11 protein-coding genes are annotated in these 16,704 nt (G+C 77.0%); 9 read left to right on the forward strand and 2 right to left on the reverse strand.

From position 1 onward, the window contains the following. Positions 1-77: 77 nt before the first annotated feature. The 4 genes from P9841_RS18385 to P9841_RS18400 all read left to right on the forward strand — a co-directional run bounded on the left by P9841_RS18385 (position 78) and on the right by P9841_RS18400 (position 4,408). Complete coding sequence (locus tag P9841_RS18385) at positions 78-2,639, forward strand: FtsK/SpoIIIE family DNA translocase (protein WP_283322015.1); 2,562 nt, start codon at positions 78-80, stop codon at positions 2,637-2,639. Positions 2,640-2,697: 58 nt separating this feature from the next. Further along, positions 2,698-3,354, forward strand: a complete 657-nt coding sequence (gene pgsA, locus P9841_RS18390) for a CDP-diacylglycerol--glycerol-3-phosphate 3-phosphatidyltransferase (protein ID WP_283320006.1) — start codon at positions 2,698-2,700, stop codon at positions 3,352-3,354. Beyond that, on the forward strand, positions 3,351-3,899 hold the full coding sequence (locus P9841_RS18395) for a CinA family protein (RefSeq protein WP_283320007.1): 549 nt from the start codon (positions 3,351-3,353) through the stop codon (positions 3,897-3,899). The genes pgsA and P9841_RS18395 overlap by 4 nt, the downstream gene beginning before the upstream one ends. Positions 3,900-4,069: 170 nt before the next feature. Next, complete coding sequence (locus P9841_RS18400) at positions 4,070-4,408, forward strand: helix-turn-helix domain-containing protein (RefSeq protein WP_222172749.1); 339 nt, start codon at positions 4,070-4,072, stop codon at positions 4,406-4,408. A gap of 93 nt (positions 4,409-4,501) precedes the next feature. Here the strand turns inward: P9841_RS18400 and P9841_RS18405 are convergent, their stop codons facing one another. After that, positions 4,502-5,311 carry a DNA-formamidopyrimidine glycosylase family protein gene (locus P9841_RS18405; protein ID WP_283320008.1) on the reverse strand — a complete coding sequence of 270 codons (810 nt, stop codon included), beginning with the start codon at positions 5,309-5,311 and terminating at the stop codon, positions 4,502-4,504. A 162-nt stretch (positions 5,312-5,473) separates the two neighbouring features. Continuing rightward, the gene (locus P9841_RS18410) at positions 5,474-10,558 is read right to left on the reverse strand and encodes an Lhr family helicase (RefSeq protein ID WP_283320009.1); all 5,085 of its coding nucleotides are present in this window, start codon (positions 10,556-10,558) and stop codon (positions 5,474-5,476) included. A 124-nt stretch (positions 10,559-10,682) separates the two neighbouring features. Here P9841_RS18410 and P9841_RS18415 point away from each other — a divergent pair, with 124 nt between their 5' ends. The 5 genes from P9841_RS18415 (at position 10,683) to P9841_RS19055 (ending at position 16,666) form a co-directional block, all read left to right on the forward strand. Then, positions 10,683-10,916 carry a DUF3046 domain-containing protein gene (locus P9841_RS18415; RefSeq protein ID WP_283320010.1) on the forward strand — a complete coding sequence of 78 codons (234 nt, stop codon included), beginning with the start codon at positions 10,683-10,685 and terminating at the stop codon, positions 10,914-10,916. A 66-nt stretch (positions 10,917-10,982) separates the two neighbouring features. Next, the gene (locus P9841_RS18420) at positions 10,983-13,256 is read left to right on the forward strand and encodes a phage holin family protein (RefSeq protein WP_283320011.1); all 2,274 of its coding nucleotides are present in this window, start codon (positions 10,983-10,985) and stop codon (positions 13,254-13,256) included. After that, entirely contained in the window at positions 13,253-14,080 is an 828-nt protein-coding gene (locus tag P9841_RS18425) for an MBL fold metallo-hydrolase (RefSeq protein ID WP_283320012.1), read from the forward strand. The genes P9841_RS18420 and P9841_RS18425 overlap by 4 nt, the downstream gene beginning before the upstream one ends. 238 nt (positions 14,081-14,318) lie before the next feature. Beyond that, positions 14,319-15,359, forward strand: coding sequence for a recombinase RecA (gene recA, locus P9841_RS18430; protein ID WP_283320013.1), 1,041 nt, complete (start codon positions 14,319-14,321; stop codon positions 15,357-15,359). Then, positions 15,359-16,666, forward strand: coding sequence for a RecX family transcriptional regulator (locus P9841_RS19055; protein WP_349306914.1), 1,308 nt, complete (start codon positions 15,359-15,361; stop codon positions 16,664-16,666). The genes recA and P9841_RS19055 overlap by 1 nt, the downstream gene beginning before the upstream one ends. The last annotated feature ends 38 nt before the right edge of the window (positions 16,667-16,704 follow it).

A 16,704-nucleotide genomic window follows, 5' to 3' on the forward strand; every position in this document is an offset into this window, starting at 1 on the left:
GCGCCGCGGCGCCGGCGGGGCGCTCGTCCGGCTCGCGCGGCCCCGCGCCCGCCCCCCGACCCGCGCTGCCGGTCCGGATGGTCCGGGGGATCTGGATGGGGTGCGCGCACGTCGTCGGCGGCGCGGCGCGGCGCATCGGCCACGGTGCCCGCGACCTCGACCCGGCGCTGCGGCGCGACGGCGCGGCGTTCTTCCTGCTCGCGCTCGCGATCGTCGTCGCGGCGCGCGAGTGGTGGGGGCTCGACGGCATGGCCGGCGACGCGGTGCACGTCGTCGTCGCGGGCACGTTCGGGCGCGTCGCGGCTGCGGTCCCGGTGGTGCTCGTCGGCATCGCGGTGCGGCTCATGCGGCACCCCGACCGCAACCAGGCGAACTCGCGCATCACGATCGGCCTGACCGCGATCACGCTGGCCGCCTGCGGGCTGGTGCACGTCCAGCAGGGCCTGCCGGCCCCGTCGGGCGGGTTCGAGGCGGTCCGGGACGCGGGCGGCATCGTCGGCTACCTGGTCGGCACGCCCCTGGTCAGCCTCGTGACCGCGTGGGCGACCGTGCCGCTGCTGGTCCTGCTCGCGTTCTTCGGGGTGCTGGTCGTGACGGCGACCCCGGTGAACCAGATCGGGCCGCGGCTGCGGGCGCTGTACGACCGCCTCACGGGCAACCACCGCGACGAGGAGCCCGAGGACGACGACGCGCCCCTGGTGATCAACGCCGGCCACACGGCGGTCGAGGAGCCGGAGAAGCCGACCCGCCGCGGGCTGCTCGGGAGGCTGCGGCGTGCCGCCGCCGCGCCCGTCCCGGACGACGGCCGCCTGGACGGCTACGTGGGCGACGAGGCGTTCGAGCGCGCGGCCTACGTCGAGGCGCGCCGCCGCGAGGAGGAGGCGACCGCCGTCCTCGACCCGGACGAGCTCGACGCGCCGGACGCCGGCCCGGCGGCGGCCGGTGCCCCGGTCGCGCCCGGGACCGCCCCGACCCAGGCCGTCACGGCGGTGTCCACCGCGCACGAGCCCGTGCCGCCGCCGCCGACGGGCGTGCCCCGCGGCGAGCAGCCGATGCTCGGCGGCGACGTGCTCTACACGCTCCCGTCGGAGGACTCCCTCGCGAAGGGCGCGCCGCACAAGGTCCGCTCCGCCGCGAACGACCGCGTGGTCGAGGCGCTGACGAGCGTCCTGGAGAACTTCGAGATCGACGCGCAGGTCACCGGCTTCACGCGCGGGCCGACCGTCACGCGGTACGAGGTCGAGCTCGGCAAGGGCGTCAAGGTCGAGCGGGTCACGGCGCTCAGCAAGAACATCGCGTACGCCGTGGCGTCCGCGGACGTGCGCATCCTGTCGCCGATCCCCGGCAAGTCCGCCATCGGCATCGAGATCCCCAACACCGACCGCGAGACCGTGTCGCTCGGTGACGTGCTCCGGTCGAGCGCGGCCCGGCGCTCCGAGCACCCGATGGTCATCGGCGTCGGCAAGGACGTCGAGGGCGGCTACGTCACGGCGAACCTCGCGAAGATGCCGCACCTGCTGGTCGCGGGCGCGACCGGCGCGGGCAAGTCGTCCTTCGTCAACTCCATGATCGTGTCGATCCTCATGCGGTCCACGCCGGACCAGGTGCGCATGGTGCTCGTCGACCCGAAGCGCGTCGAGCTCACGATCTACGAGGGCATCCCGCACCTCATCACCCCGATCATCACCAACCCGAAGAAGGCCGCCGAGGCCCTCGAATGGGTGGTCCGGGAGATGGAGGCGCGGTACGACGACCTCGCGATGTTCGGGTTCAAGCACATCGACGACTTCAACGTCGCGGTGAAGGCCGGCAAGGTGAAGCCGCTGCCCGGCTCCGAGCGCAAGATCGCGCCGTACCCGTACCTGCTCGTGATCGTCGACGAGCTCGCGGACCTCATGATGGTGGCCCCGCGGGACGTCGAGGCGTCGATCCAGCGGATCACCCAGCTCGCGCGTGCCGCCGGCATCCACCTGGTGCTCGCCACGCAGCGCCCGTCGGTCGACGTGGTCACGGGCCTCATCAAGGCGAACGTGCCGTCCCGGCTCGCGTTCGCCACGTCGTCGCTCACCGACTCCCGTGTCGTCCTGGACCAGCCGGGCGCCGAGAAGCTCATCGGGCAGGGTGACGCGCTGTTCCTCCCCATGGGCGCCGCCAAGCCGATGCGCACGCAGGGCGCCTGGGTCTCGGAGTCGGAGATCCACGCGGTCGTCGAGCACGTGAAGCAGCAGCTCAAGCCCGTGTACCGCGAGGACGTCGCGGCGGCGCCCGCCAAGAAGCAGGTCGACGAGGACATCGGCGACGACCTCGACCTGCTGCTGCAGGCCGCGGAGCTGGTCGTCACGACGCAGTTCGGGTCGACGTCGATGCTGCAGCGCAAGCTCCGCGTCGGGTTCGCCAAGGCGGGCCGCCTCATGGACCTGCTCGAGTCGCGGGAGATCGTCGGCCCGTCCGAGGGCTCGAAGGCGCGCGAGGTGCTCGTGACGCCCGACGACCTGCCCGGCACGCTGGCGATGCTCCGCGGCGAGCCCGGCGGTGAGGCCGCCGGGGAGGGCGACCGGTACGCGGCGCCCGACGGCCGGATGCCGGGGGAGCCCCCGGAGGCCGTCGACTACTTCGACGACGCCGACGACCTGCGCTGACCCGCGCGCCGGGGCGGTGCGCTCGGAGGCAGGGGACCGCTGCCCGTAGGCTGTCGGGGTGAGCCGCCCTTCGCCGTGGAACGTCGCCAACGTCCTGACGGTGCTGCGCATCGTCGTGGTGCCGTTCGTCGCGTGGGCGCTGCTGGTGGACGGCGGCGAGGACGTGGTGTGGCGCCTGGTCGCGACGGCGCTGTTCGCCCTCGCCGCGGCGACCGACCGCGTGGACGGGTACCTGGCGCGGCGGCTCGGGCTGGTGACCGACCTCGGCAAGCTGCTGGACCCCATCGCCGACAAGGCGCTGATCGGGACCGCGCTCGTGGCGCTGTCGTGGCTCGGGGAGCTCTCCTGGTGGGTGACGGCCGCGATCCTCGTGCGCGAGCTCGGCATCACGGTGATGCGGTTCTTCCTGCTGCGCTACCTGGTGCTGCCGGCGTCGCGGGGCGGGAAGATCAAGACCGTGCTGCAGTCGCTGGCCGTCGGCCTGTACCTGCTGCCGCTCGGCTCCCTGCCGGTGTGGGTGCACGTGGTGGCCGCCGTGCTCATGGGGGCGGCCGTCGTGGTCACGCTCGTCACCGGCGCCGACTACGTGCGCACCGCCGTGCGGGTCCACCGGGAGCACGCCGCGGGCGGGTCCCCGGACGCCGCCCGCCGCGCCGCCGAGACCGGCACGACGTCGCCCCGCGGGGACGGCGGGGCGGTGACGTCGCCGCGATGAGCGACGGGTCCGGACGCCGCGACGGGCACGCGGCCGGGCTGCTCGCGGCGCTGCGGGACCGCGGCTGGACCGTGGCCGTCGCCGAGTCGCTGACGGGCGGGCTGGTCGCCGCCGCGCTGGTCGACGTCCCGGGGGCGTCGCAGTCGCTGCGCGGGGGAGTCGTCGCGTACGCCACGGACGTGAAGGGCTCGGTGCTGGGCGTCGACCGGGAGCTGCTCGCCGCGCACGGGGCGGTGCACCCCGAGGTCGCCCGGCAGATGGCGGAGCAGGTGCGCGCGCTGCTCGGCGCCGACGTCGGGCTCGCGACCACCGGCGTCGCCGGCCCGGAGCCGCAGGACGGATTTTCACCCGGGACCGTCCACGTCGCGGTGGCGACCCCTGCGGGCACGGTGGTGCGCACGCTCGCGCTGGTGGGCGGTCGCGCGGCGATCCGCGCCGCGACCTGCGACGCCGTCCTCGCGGAGGCGCTCCGGGTGGTGCGGGAGGCGCCCGCGCCCGGCGACCCGGGAACACGGGACCCCGCACCGACGTTGGACCCCACGTGATGAACACCAGGCCGTCCACCCGTCCCGGCGCTGCCCGTCGTGGCAGCGACATGTACGGTGGGAGCCTCCCCACGCGGGGCCACAAGGGTGTCGCACTCGTCCGGACCGCGCCCGCGGGCGCCCCGGCGGTGCGGCAGGAGCAGGATCGGGACATGAGAGGAGGACGCCGGATGGTCGTGTTGCGCCGAGAGATCGGTGACGTGCTGCGGGATGCCCGCCAGCGGCAGGGTCGGACCCTGCGCGAGGTGTCCTCCGCCGCCCGGGTCTCGCTGGGCTACCTCAGCGAGGTCGAGCGCGGTCAGAAGGAGGCGTCGTCGGAGCTGCTGGCCAGCATCTGCGAGGCGCTCGACGTACCTCTGTCGCTCGTGCTGCGCGAGGTGAGCGACCGCATCGCCGTCGCCGAGGGTCTGCTGATCCCCGACACGGTCCCCGTCGACCTCGCGTCGGCGCTCGGTGGCCAGGACAGCTCCTGGACCCGCCACCGCCCGGAGCTCGCACCGGTCGGCTGAACCCGCGGGGACGAACCCCCATGCACACGCGACGCCCGGTCGCTCCCGCCCTTCGCTCGGCGGGACGGCCGGGCGTCGTCGCGTCCGGGGCGCTCAGCGGTGGGTGGTCGCGGGGCGCTGGCACACCCCGCAGAAGTACGCCGGACGCTCCCGCGGCGGGGCCCCCGCGAGCCCCCGGCGCACCGGTGCGCCGCAGCGGCGGCACGGCTCGCGCAGGCGCCCGTGGACCCACGTCGTGCGGCCCCGGTACGTCTCGCCCGTCGTGCTGGGGAGCGCGGTGCCGACGGACCGGAGCATGATCGCCCGGGCGACGCGCAGCAGCCGGCCGGGGTCCGGCACCTCGTCGGCGGGGGTCCACGGCCAGATGCGCTCGAGGAACAGCGAGTCGGCCATGTAGATCGTCCCGATGCCGGCGACGACGGTCTGGTCGAGCAGCACCTCGCACACCGGGGTCGCGCCGCGGGCCTCCCAGCGCCGCAGCGCCTCGGGCAGACCCGTCGTCTCGAAGTCGTCGGCCAGCAGGTCGGGCCCGAGGTGACCGATGAGGGTGTGCTCGTCGCGCGTCGGCACGACGTCGAGCATCCCGATCAGCTCGCCGACCGCCGTCCACGTCGCGTTGCCGAGCACCGCCCGGACGGCCGGGCCGGCCGCGCGAGCGCCGGGCGTGCCGGTGCGGGCCACCCGCCAGGACCCGTCCATCCGCAGGTGCGTGTGCAGGGTGCGGCCGTCGTCGAACCGCGTCAGCAGGTGCTTGCCGTACGACGCGGTGCCGAGCACGGTGCGCCCCACGAGGTCCACGGTGGCGGCGGTCGGCCAGCGGAGGTCCGCGCGCACGAGCTCGCGGCCGGCGAGCGCCTCGTCGAGCCTCCGGGCGGTGCGGCGCAGGATGTCGCCCTCAGGCACGGCGGTGCCCCCGGTGCTGCCGGTGCTGCCGGTGCTGCCACCGGTGCCCGCGGCTGTGTCCCCGGTGCCCGCTGTGCCGGCTGTGCCCCCTGTGCCCGCTGTGCCCGCTCTGCCCGCTGTGCCCGCGGTGGGGAGCGCCCGCTGCGGGCGGCGCCTCGCCGGTCACCGTGCACCGCGCAGCCGCAGCCCCCGGGGCGTGGCCCCGAACCCGGCGGCGGCGAGCGCCCGTCCGAGCGGTGTGCCCGAGGCACCGAGCAGCTCCTCGCCGTCCGCGCGCACGAGCGTGACGCGACCGAGCCGTCCCTCCCGCACGGCGTCGGCGAGGCGTGCGGTCGCGAGGCGCAGCACGTCGTCGTCCTCGGTGAAGGTCAGCACGGTCCGGCCGCCGCGCTCCAGGTACAGCGCGAGCTCCCCGTCCACCAGCACGACGACGCTGCCCGCCTTGCGCCCCGGCCGGTGACCGGTCGACGCGTCCGCGCGCGCGGGCCAGGCGAGCGCGGCGCCGTACGGGTTCGCGGGGTCGGTCGCGGCGAGCAGCGCGACGGCCCGGTCGGCGTCGGGCGGCGCGGACTGCTCGGCCAGCCGCTCCAGCGTGCGGGCGTCGGCGCGGAGCTGGTCCACGGCACCGGGCAGCGCGAACTGGGAGCCGCCCAGGTGCTCCACGAAGTAGCCGCGCCGCACCTGTCCCGCCTGCTCGAGCGCGGCCAGCACGCGGTAGACGGCGGCGAACTGCCCGGAGATGCCCTCGGCGGGCGCCACGGCGCGGGTGAGCACGCCGTGGCGGTCCAGCAGCTGCGCCGCGAGCGCGTGCGCGCGCCGCGTCGGGTCGGTCTCCCGCGGGGGCAGCATCGACCAGCGTCCGCCGCCCTCGCCCGCCGCGGGGACGCCCGGCGCGGGCACGCCGGCGAGACCCGGGCTGCGCAGCCCGAGGCCGGAGCCGCGCAGGCCCGGTCGCCCGCCGTAGCGGCCCATGGTCAGGGCGCGGGCCCGCGGGGACGCCCCCGGGCCGGCGGGGGCGCGGTGCGCCGTCCGTCCGCCGGCGAGCCGGGCCCGCAGCGGGGCGAGGCCGTCGTTGGTGACCAGCCCCGCCCAGACGAGGTCCCACAGGGCGTCGACGACGGCGGACTGGCTCGCCGGCTCCTCGAGGTCGCCGGCCACCCGGGAGGCGAGCGCCCCGGCGAAGTACGCGCCACCGCCCTGCAGCGCGGCCACGAGCGCCCGGTGCAGCGGGGTGGCCAGGTGGGCGGCGGCGGGGTCGTCGTCGTCCGGGGCGGCGAGCGGCGGCAGCGTCAGGTCGGCCGTGCCCGCGAGGTGCAGGCTGACCAGGCCGTCCCGGCCGGGGAGCGTCCCGTGACCCGCCCACAGCACCTCGCCGGCGGCGGTCAGCTCGTCCAGGAGCGCCGGGGAGTAGTCCGCCACACGGGCGGGCAGCACCAGGGACTCCAGCGCCGACGCGGGGACGACCGCGCCGGCGAGCTGCTCCACGGCCCGCGCGAGTCCGTCGACCCCGCGCAGGGCGCCCGGCGCGGGACGGTCGGCCCGGGCGGTCGCGTGCTGCCACGCGGGCAGGAACCGGCCGAGCGCCACCTGGGGCACCGGCTCCACCTCCGAGCGCAGCGCCGCCAGCGACCGGCGTCGCAGGGTGCGCAGGACGTCGGCGTCACAGTACTCGTCGCCGACGCCGCCGAGGGCGTCCGGTCGCAGCCGGCCCTGGACGACGACGCCGGCGCGCTCCAGCGGCCGCAGCGCGGACTGCACGACGGCGCTGCCGAGCCCGAACCGCGCCGCCGCCTGCGCCGCCGTGAACGGGCCGTGCGTGCGGGCGTGCCGGCGCAGCAGGTCGCCGAGCGGGTCGGGCAGGACCTCGGTGAACACCTCCGGGACGCCCACCGGCAGGGCGACGCCGAGCGCGTCGCGCAGCCGGCCCGCGTCCTCCACCGCGGCCCACTGCTCGGCATCGCCGCCGCTCACGCCGGAGATCCGCACCCGGATGAGCCGCCGGGCGTGCTCCAGGTCCGCGAGCCAGCCCGCCACCTCGCCGCGGACGTCCCCCCGGGTGCGGACCTCGACGCCGGCGAGCGGCAGCGGGCCGTGCCGGCGCAGCACGTCCGCCACCTGCTCGGCGGTGCGCGCCTGCCGGTCCGGGTCGGTGCCCGTGAGCTCCGCCTCGGTGCGCAGCACGGCGTCGGGGTCGAGCAGGTCCGCCACCTGCGACCCGCCGCCCCCTCCGAGCAGCTCCTCCAGCAGCGTCGGGTCCAGCGTGAGCGCCGCCGCACGCCGCTCGGCCAGCGGGGCGTCGCCGTCGTAGAGGAACTGGGCGGTGTACCCGAACAGCAGCGACTGGGCGAAGGGGGAGGGCCGGGTGGTCGTGACCTCGACCACGCGCACCCGCCCCGCCGAGACGTCCCGCATCAGCTCGACGAGCGCGTCGATGTCGAAGTCGTCCTGGAGGCACTCGCGCACGGCCTCGAGCAGGATCGGGAAGTCGGGGTACCGCGACGCGACGCTCAGCAGCTGTGCGGACCGCTGGCGCTGCTGCCACAGCGGCTGGCGCCGGTCGGGCCGGCGGCGCGGCAGCAGCAGCGCGCGGGCGGCCGCCTCCCGGAACCGGGCGCCGAACATCGCGGAGCCGCCGAGCTCGGTGCGGACGGCGTCGGCGACCTCGTCGGGCTCGATGAGCAGGTCGCCGGCGTCCACCGGTGCCGGGTCCGCGAGGCCTCCGGGCGCGCTCGCCGCGGTGCCGTCCGTGGACCACGCGTCGGGCGCGGACCAGCCGAGCAGGTCGCCCACGGGGTCGGACGCGGCGGCGAGCACGTCGGGCAGGCGCAGCACGATGCCGTCGTCCGCGTGCATGGCGGCGGCGTCCACGCCGAACCGCTCCCGCAGCCGCGCCCCCAGCACCAGCGCCCAGGGCGCGTGCACCCGGGCGCCGAACGGGGAGTGGACGACGACGCGCCAGTCGCCGAGCTCGTCCCGGAACCGCTCGACGACGACGGTGACGTCGCTGGGCAGCGCACCGGTCGCGGCGCGCTGCTCCCGCAGGTAGCCGAGCAGGTTGTCCGCGGCCCAGTCGTCCAGGCCGGCCTCCCGCACCCGCGCACGCGCGTCGGCGTCGGGCAGGTCGGCGACCTCGCGCGCCCACGCGCCCATCGCCCGGCCGAGCGACGCGGGGCGCCCCTGCGAGTCGCCCTTCCAGAAGGGCAGGCGGCCCGGCACCCCCGGTGCCGGGGTGACCAGCACCCGGTCCGGGGTGATGTCCTCGATGCGCCAGGTGCTCGACCCGAGCGTGAACGTGTCGCCGACGCGCGACTCGTAGACCATCTCCTCGTCGAGCTCGCCGACCCGCTTGCCGCCGCGGGTCCGCCCGCCCGAGCGCTCCGGGTCCACCGGCACGTCGGCGGTCTCCGACCCCGACGCGAGGAAGACCCCGTACAGCCCGCGGTCCGGGATGGTGCCGCCGCTGGTGACCGCGAGGCGCAGCGCGCCCGGTCGCGCGCTGAGCACGTCGGTGGCGCGGTCCCAGAGGATGCGGGGACGCAGCTCGGCGAACTCCTCGCTGGGGTACCGGCCCGCGAGCATGTCGAGCACCGCGCGCAGCGTGGCGTCACCCAGCGTCGCGAACGGGGCCGCCCGCCGCACGACCGCGGCGAGCTCGTGGACGGTCCAGGCCTCGGTGGCGACCATCGCCACGACCTGCTGCGCGAGCACGTCGAGGGGGTTCGCGGGCACCGCGACGGGCTCGATCTGGCCGGCCCGCATCCGCAGCGCCGTCACCGCCGCCGGCACGAGGTCCCCGCGGAAGGTCGGGAAGACCACGCCGTGGGAGACGGCGCCGACCTGGTGGCCCGCGCGGCCGATGCGCTGCAGCCCGCTCGCGGCGGACGGCGGCGCGCCGACCTGGACGACGAGGTCCACCGCGCCCATGTCGATGCCGAGCTCCAGCGACGAGGTCGCCACGACCGCCGGCAGCCGGCCCGCCTTGAGCTCCGACTCGGTCCGGGTGCGCTCGGCGCGGCTCATGGAGCCGTGGTGCGCGCGGGCGAGGATCGTCGTGGCGTCCCGCACGTCGACGCCGACGGCGGTGCCGGACTGGGCGGTGACCTGCGCGGCCCACAGCGTGCCGGGGTCCGGCACGTCCTCGCCCTGGCGCTCCGCCCACACCTCGTTCATGCGGGCGGTCAGCCGCTCGGCGCCGCGGCGCGAGTTGGTGAACACCAGCGTCGACCGGTGCTCCGCGACCAGGTCGACGACCCGCTCCTCCACGTGCGGCCAGATCGACGGGCGGGCGCCGCCCTCGGCCGCCGCCTGCCCGGTGAGGTCGCGCTCGCCCGGTGCCAGCGGGGCGACGCCGTCGCCGCCCGCGGGGGCACCGGGCCGCCGGCCGGACCCGTCGTCGGGCAGCGGCGCGGAGAGGTCCGTGAGGTCCGGCACGGGCACCACGACGTCGACCCGGATCTCCTTGGTGGCCGGGGGCTGCACCACGACCACCTCGCGCCCGCCCTCCGCGGGGGGCCGCCCGCCCGACAGGAACGCGGCGACGCGGTCCACCGGCGTGACGGTGGCCGACAGCCCGACGCGCTGCGCGGGGCCGGGCCCGCCGGGCCGGTCGAGCAGCGCGTCCAGCCGCTCCAGCGACACCGCGAGGTGCGCACCCCGCTTGGTCCCCGCGACCGCGTGGATCTCGTCGAGGATGACGGTCCGTACGCCCGCGAGCCCGGCACGCGCGCCGGAGGTCAGCACGAGGAACAGCGACTCGGGCGTGGTGATGAGGATGTCGGGCGGCTTGGTCGCGAACGCCCGGCGCTCGTTCGGTGGGGTGTCTCCGGTGCGCACGCCGACGCGCACCTCCGGGAGCGTCACGCCGCGCCGCGTCGCGGCCTGCCGGACGCCGACGAGCGGCGACCGGAGGTTGCGCTCGACGTCGGTGGCCAGCGCCTTCAGCGGCGAGACGTAGAGCACGCGGCAGCGCTGCAGCGGGTCCGCGTCCGGGTCAGGCGCGCCGTCGGGGCCGCCGGAGGGCTCCGCGACGATCCGGTCGAGCGCCCAGAGGAACGCCGCGAGCGTCTTGCCCGAGCCGGTCGGGGCCACCACCAGCGCGTGCCGTCCCGTCGACACCGCGTCCCACGCGCCGGCTTGCGCCGCGGTCGGGCCGGCGAACGCCCCGCGGAACCAGTCCCGGGTCGGCGCCGAGAACCGGTCGAGCACGTCGGTGCCGGTGGGGGCGTCCGGCGGCGGGGGTGGCGTCACCCCGTCATTCTGGCGCGGGCCACCGACAGCCGCCCTGCCGGCCGGTGTGAGCCGGGCGCTCCGCGCACGTACGCTCGGCCGGGGGCGGTCCGGTGGTCCGCCCGGCGGAGCGACGGGAGGCGCCGTGCGGTACCGGGAGTTCTGGCAGCTCGTCGACGAGGTGCTCGGCAGCGCCCACGGCCGGGCGCTGGTGCACGAGCTCGTCCTGCCGCGGCTGGACGGCCGCACCGCGGAGCAGGCGCTCGATGCCGGCGTGGAGCCGCGGGACGTGTGGCACGCACTGTGCGACGAACTGGACGTCCCCGACCCGCAGCGCTGGGGCGCCGACCGCCACCGGCAGGCACCGCCGCGCCGCTGACCCCACGCTGTCGCGGAGGGCGGCGGGACAGGTCCGCGGGCGGGGCCCGCGTGGCAGGCTGGGACCGTGCCGTCCGACGACCCGCGCCCGCGTCGTGGCTGGTGGTCGGTCACGCTCAGCGACGTCGGCGACGCGCTGCTCGGGCTGGTCACGACGGCCGTCGGCCTGGGGGTCGCCATCGCGGTGGTGGACGGCGTCCGGGCGACCAACCCCGGCGCGGTCGTGCTCGCCGCGCTGCTGGTCGGCGCCGGGGACCTGGTGCTGCGCCCGCCGCTGCGCGTGCTCGCGCGGGTGGGCGGCGCCATGGGGGCGCTGGTCGCCGGGCTCGGCGCGCAGGTGGCGGTCGTGTGGCTGGCGCTCTCGCTCGGCCCGGGCCTCGAGGTGCGCAGCGCGTGGGCCGTCGTGCAGGTGCTCGTCATCACGGCCTGCGTCATGGCGGTGGGCCGCTGGGTGTGGGGCGCGTCCGACTCGGACTACGTCGTCGGGGACGTGCTGCGTCGCGCCCGGGCGCGGGCCCGCCGCGCGGGGGAGGGCGGCGGCGCCGTCCCGGACCACCGGCCTCCCGGCCTGCTGGTCGTCCAGCTCGACGGCGTGGGCACGGCGGTGCTGGAGCAGGCGCTCGACGCGGGGCTGGCCCCCACGATGGCGCGCTGGCTCGAGTCCGGCAGCCACCGGCTGACGAGCTGGTGGGCGCAGGCGCCCTCGACCACGCCCGCGAGCCAGGCGGGCCTGCTGCACGGCGCCGCCGACGCGATCCCGTCGTTCCGCTGGTGGGACCGTGACGCGGGCCGGCTCGTCGTCACGAACCACCCGGACGACGCCGCGATGGTCGAGCGGCGGCTGTCCGACGGCCGCGGGCTGCTGGCGGACGGGGGAGCGGCCGTCTCGACGATGTTCTCCGGCGACGCGACCCGGCAGCTCCTCGTCATGAGCCAGGCCCGGCGCGGCATCGGGCCGGGGACGTCCTACCTCCGGTTCTTCGCGAGCCCGTTCGTGCTGGCGCGCGCCGTGACGCTCACGGTCGGCGAGATGGTCAAGGAGCTGTACCAGGGCCGCCGCCAGCGGGTGCGCGACGTCCGGCCCCGGGTGCCGCGCCGCGGCTGGTACGTCGTGCTGCGCGGCGTCACGAACGTGCTGCTGCGCGACCTGGCGACGTCCCTCGTCGCCGAGCAGCTCGTCCGCGGTGCCCCCGTGGTGTTCGTGGACCTGGTCGACTACGACGAGATCGCCCACCACGCCGGCCCGACGCGGCCGGAGTCGCTGCGCGCGCTCGACGGCCTCGACGGCGTGCTCGACACGCTGCAGCGGGTCGCCGACGCCGCCCCGCGCGACTACCGGGTGGTGGTGCTGTCCGACCACGGGCAGGCGCTCGGCCCGACGTTCGCGCAGGTCGCCGGCGAGCCGCTGGTCGAGGTCGTGCGGCGACGGGTGGCGGCCGGCCGCGAGGAGCCGCCGCAGGACCGGGCGACCGGTGCCGAGGGCGGCGGACGCGCGGGCACGGCACTCGGCCGTCCGGGCGGTGCGACGGACGTGGACGCGGTCCAGGCCGCCTCCGACGAGGAGTGGGGGCCGCTCAACGCCTTCCTGTCCTCCGCGGCCTCGCGCCACGGTGAGGACCGCGCGGTCGTGCTCGGCCCTCCCGGCAAGGACCGGCGCGACGGCGAGCGCGCCACGGCCGGGGACGGTGCCCCGCCCCCCGAGGTCGCGGTGACGGGCTCCGGCAACCTCGGCATGGTCTGGTTCCCGCGCGAGCCCCGGCGCCTGGTGCTGGAGGAGGTCGAGACGCGCTGGCCGGGACTGGTCCGCGGGCTCGCCTCGACGCCCGGCATCGGCCTCGTGCTCGTCGACACCGCCGCGCGCGGGCTCGCCGCGGTGGGGACCGGTGGCATCGCGTGGCTCGAGCCCGACGAGGCGGACGGCCTGCCCGCGGTGGACGGCACGGACCCGGTGGCCCGCTACGGTCCCCGCGCCGCGGCGGACCTCCGGCGGCTCGGGCGCCTGGGCCACGTCGGGGACCTCGTGGTCCTCTCCGACGTCACGCCCGGCGGGCGGGTGCACGCCTTCGAGGGCCAGGTCGGCTCGCACGGCGGACTCGGGGGCCCGCAGAACCGGGCGGTCCTCCTGCACCCCGCGGAGCTGCCGGTCGACGACGACCTGCTCGAGGACGTCGACGGCGAGCGCATCGCGGTCGGGGCCGACCGGGTCCACCTCCAGCTGCTGCGCTGGGCCACCGCGCTCGGGCTCCGCCGGGACGCCACGCCCCCCGCTGCCGCCGGGGAGGACGGTGCCGCGCCGGCGGCGAGGCCCGCGGGGCGGCGCCGTCCCGGGGACGGCTCGTGACCTCCGGCGCCGCCCCCGGGGCCGCCCCGGCGGCCCCGGGGGCGACCCTGCGGTGGCTCGGGCACGCGACGGTCGTGCTCGACGTCGGCGGCGCCCGGCTGCTCACGGACCCGCTGCTGCGTCCCCACGCCGGGCTGCTGCGCCGCCGGGCGCCCGTCCCGCGCGCCGTGGACTGGGCCGACCCGAGCGCGGTCCTGGTGTCCCACCTGCACCACGACCACGCGGAGCTCGGCTCGCTCCGGCTGCTCCCCGGGGTGCCCGTGCTGGCCGCCGGGGCCAACGCGCACTGGCTCGCGCACCAGGGCCTGGACGCGGTGGGGCTCGGTCCGGAGGAGTGGTGGACGGTGCCCGGGACGGATGTCCGGGTCCGCCTGGTCCCGGCGGTGCACGGGCACCGGCCGATGCCGCACCGGCCCAACGCGGCGCACGGCTTCCTCGTGGTGGCCCCCGGCCTGCGGGTGTGGTTCGCCGGGGACACCGCGCCCTACCCGCACATGCGCCGCCTGCCCGAGCTGGCCGGCGGTCCGCTCGACGTCGCGCTCGTGCCCGTCGGCGGCTGGGGGCCGCGGCTGTCGGGCGGGCACATGGACCCCGTCCAGGCCGCCGAGGTCTGCGAGCAGGTCGGCGCGCGCTGGGCGGTCCCGGTGCACTGGGGGACGCTGCACGCTCCGGCATCGCGCCGGCTGCCGCCCGGGTGGATGGACCGCGCGGGCCCGGCGTTCGCCCGGGCGCTGGACCGCGGGGCGCGCGTGCGGCCGCTGCTGCTGGCGCCGGGCCAGGCGGTGCGGCTGGGGGAGGCGGAGGGGCTGTCGGGCCTCGTCTGACGCCGTGCGACACGCCGTGGCGCGGGGATGTCGAGTCGAACAGGTGTTCGGGTACTGTGGCCGACGTGACGCGCCGCGGGTCGGGCGCGGGCCGCGGAGCCGTCCACAGGTGGGACGGCGGCGGGGCCTGTGGACGACGCGGGGTGCATGTCGGTGGTCGGGCATAGCGTCACAGCACGACACGGAGACCAGCCCCCGCAGGCGCAGCGCGACGCTGCACGAGACGACGAGGTGTGACATGCCCGCTCCCCAGGACCGCGAGAAGGCCCTCGAGGCCGCACTCAGCCAGATCGACCGCCAGTTCGGCAAGGGCTCGATCATGCGCCTCGGCGAAGAGGGGCGCGCCCCCGTCGAGGTGATCCCGACCGGCTCGATCGCCCTCGACGTCGCGCTCGGCATCGGTGGCCTGCCCAAGGGCCGCGTCGTCGAGGTGTACGGCCCGGAGTCCTCCGGCAAGACGACCGTCGCGCTCCACGCCGTCGCCAACGCGCAGCGTGCCGGCGGCATCGCGGCGTTCATCGACGCCGAGCACGCGCTGGACCCGGACTACGCGAAGAAGCTGGGCGTCGACACCGACGCCCTGCTCGTCTCCCAGCCGGACACCGGTGAGCAGGCGCTCGAGATCATGGACATGCTGATCCGCTCGGGTGCGATCGACATCATCGTCATCGACTCCGTCGCGGCGCTCGTGCCCAAGGCGGAGATCGAGGGCGAGATGGGCGACAGCCACGTCGGCCTCCAGGCCCGCCTCATGTCACAGGCGCTGCGCAAGATCACCGGTGCGCTCAACGCCTCCGGGACGACGGCGATCTTCATCAACCAGCTGCGCGAGAAGATCGGCGTGTTCTTCGGCTCGCCCGAGACGACGACCGGTGGCAAGGCGCTCAAGTTCTACGCCTCCGTGCGCATGGACATCCGGCGCATCGAGACCCTCAAGGAGGGGTCGGACGCCGTCGGCAACCGCACCCGCGTCAAGATCGTCAAGAACAAGATGGCGCCGCCGTTCAAGCAGGCCGAGTTCGACATCCTCTACGGCGTCGGCATCTCCCGTGAGGGTGGCCTCATCGACATGGGCGTGGAGCACGGCTTCATCCGCAAGTCCGGCTCCTGGTTCACCTACGAGGGCGACCAGCTCGGTCAGGGCAAGGAGAACGCGCGCGGGTTCCTGCGCGACAACCCGGACCTGGCGGCGGAGATCGAGAAGAAGATCAAGGAGAAGCTCGGCATCGGCGCGAAGGTCGACGCTCCGGCCGGCGCGGAGGTGAAGGTCGACTTCTGATGTCGGCCGAGCACGACCAGGTCGCGCGGCCGGCCGGACGCACCCCGTCCGGCCGGTCCGGGGCGTGGGACGTCCCGGGGGAGGCCGGCGGATCGGCGTGGGACGACCTCTCCGCGTCCGACACGTCGGCCTGGGACGACGAGGTCGCCGCCGTCGACGGCCGTTCGGCTGTCACGGGTGCCGCCGCACCGGACGCGTTCGGGCGTCACGACGAGACGTCCGTGTGGGACGACGACCGGCCCGTGCCGTCCGCCTGGGCCGAGGTGGGGACGCCGGGGTCGACGGCCCTGGCGACGCCCGGACGGGCTGCGCAGCCGAGGGCCTCGCAGGGGACGCCCGCCGGGCCCGTCGCCGCCGGGGCGCACGGCGACGCCGACTCGGCTGACGTCGAGCCGGCCGACGTCGGGGCATGCGCCGACGGCGAGCCGGCCGACGTCGGCGAGCTCGCCGGCGTCGGTGGACCGGTGGGGCCGGACTCGGCTCCCCACCCGGCACGCGCGCGCGACCGGTCCGAGGTGGCGGCCACGACGGCCGAGCTCGCGGCGCGCATGGCCGAGATCCTCGCCCGGCCGGCCGGCGACGACCCCGCGTCGACCGCCGGGGCGTCCGCACGGGGTGGGGGCACCCGGGCGTCCGCACGCGGTGCGGGCGCGGTCGGATCGCAGGGCACCGGTGGTGTCCCGCCGACGGCGGAGGACGCCGAGCCCGCTGGCGGGGACACCCGGCGCCGGGACGGCGCGGGAGGTCGGCGTCCGACGCGCGGGCGGCGCAGGGCACCGGCGAGCGAGCCCCCGCAGGACGGCCCTGCCGCGACGGACGCGGAACCCGACCCGGAGTCGGTCGCGCGGTCCCTCGCGCTGCGGCTGCTGACCGGGGCTCCGCGGAGCCGGGCGCAGCTCGCCGAGGCGATGGCCCGCAAGGACGTCCCGGAGGAGGTCGCCGAGCGGGTGCTCGACCGGTTCACGGACGTCGGGCTCGTGGACGACGGCGCGTACGCCGAGATGCTCGTCCGCACGCGGCACGCCGAGCGGGGGATGTCGCGGCGCGGCATCGCGCAGGAGCTGCGGCGTCGCGGGGTCGACGACGTGACGGCCCGCGACGCGCTCGCGCAGGTGGACGACGAGGACGAGGAGCGCGCGGCACGGGCGCTCGCCCGCAAGAAGCTCTCCGCCACCCGCGGGCTCGACCGGGAGACGCGGCTGCGGCGTGCGTACGGCGCGCTCGGCCGCAAGGGCTACGGCGGCGAGCTCGTCGCCCGGGTCGTGCGCGAGGAGCTGGCCGCGGAGGGGGCGGACCTCGACGACTGACGCCGTCCCCGCGGACGTCGAGGGTCGACACCGCGCCC

Source organism: Cellulomonas sp. ES6 (assembly GCF_030053835.1).
Lineage (GTDB): Bacteria > Actinomycetota > Actinomycetes > Actinomycetales > Cellulomonadaceae > Cellulomonas.

What these genes read in the sequence shown, in the direction of transcription:
- recA (WP_283320013.1), top strand. Translation starts at nt 14,319, where the DNA reads ATGCCCGCTCCCCAGGACCGCGAGAAGGCCCTCGAGGCCGCACTCAGC.
- P9841_RS18395 (WP_283320007.1), top strand. Translation starts at nt 3,351, where the DNA reads ATGAGCGACGGGTCCGGACGCCGCGACGGGCACGCGGCCGGGCTGCTC.
- P9841_RS18385 (WP_283322015.1), top strand. Translation starts at nt 78, where the DNA reads ATGGTCCGGGGGATCTGGATGGGGTGCGCGCACGTCGTCGGCGGCGCG.
- P9841_RS19055 (WP_349306914.1), top strand. Translation starts at nt 15,359, where the DNA reads ATGTCGGCCGAGCACGACCAGGTCGCGCGGCCGGCCGGACGCACCCCG.
- P9841_RS18400 (WP_222172749.1), top strand. Translation starts at nt 4,070, where the DNA reads ATGGTCGTGTTGCGCCGAGAGATCGGTGACGTGCTGCGGGATGCCCGC.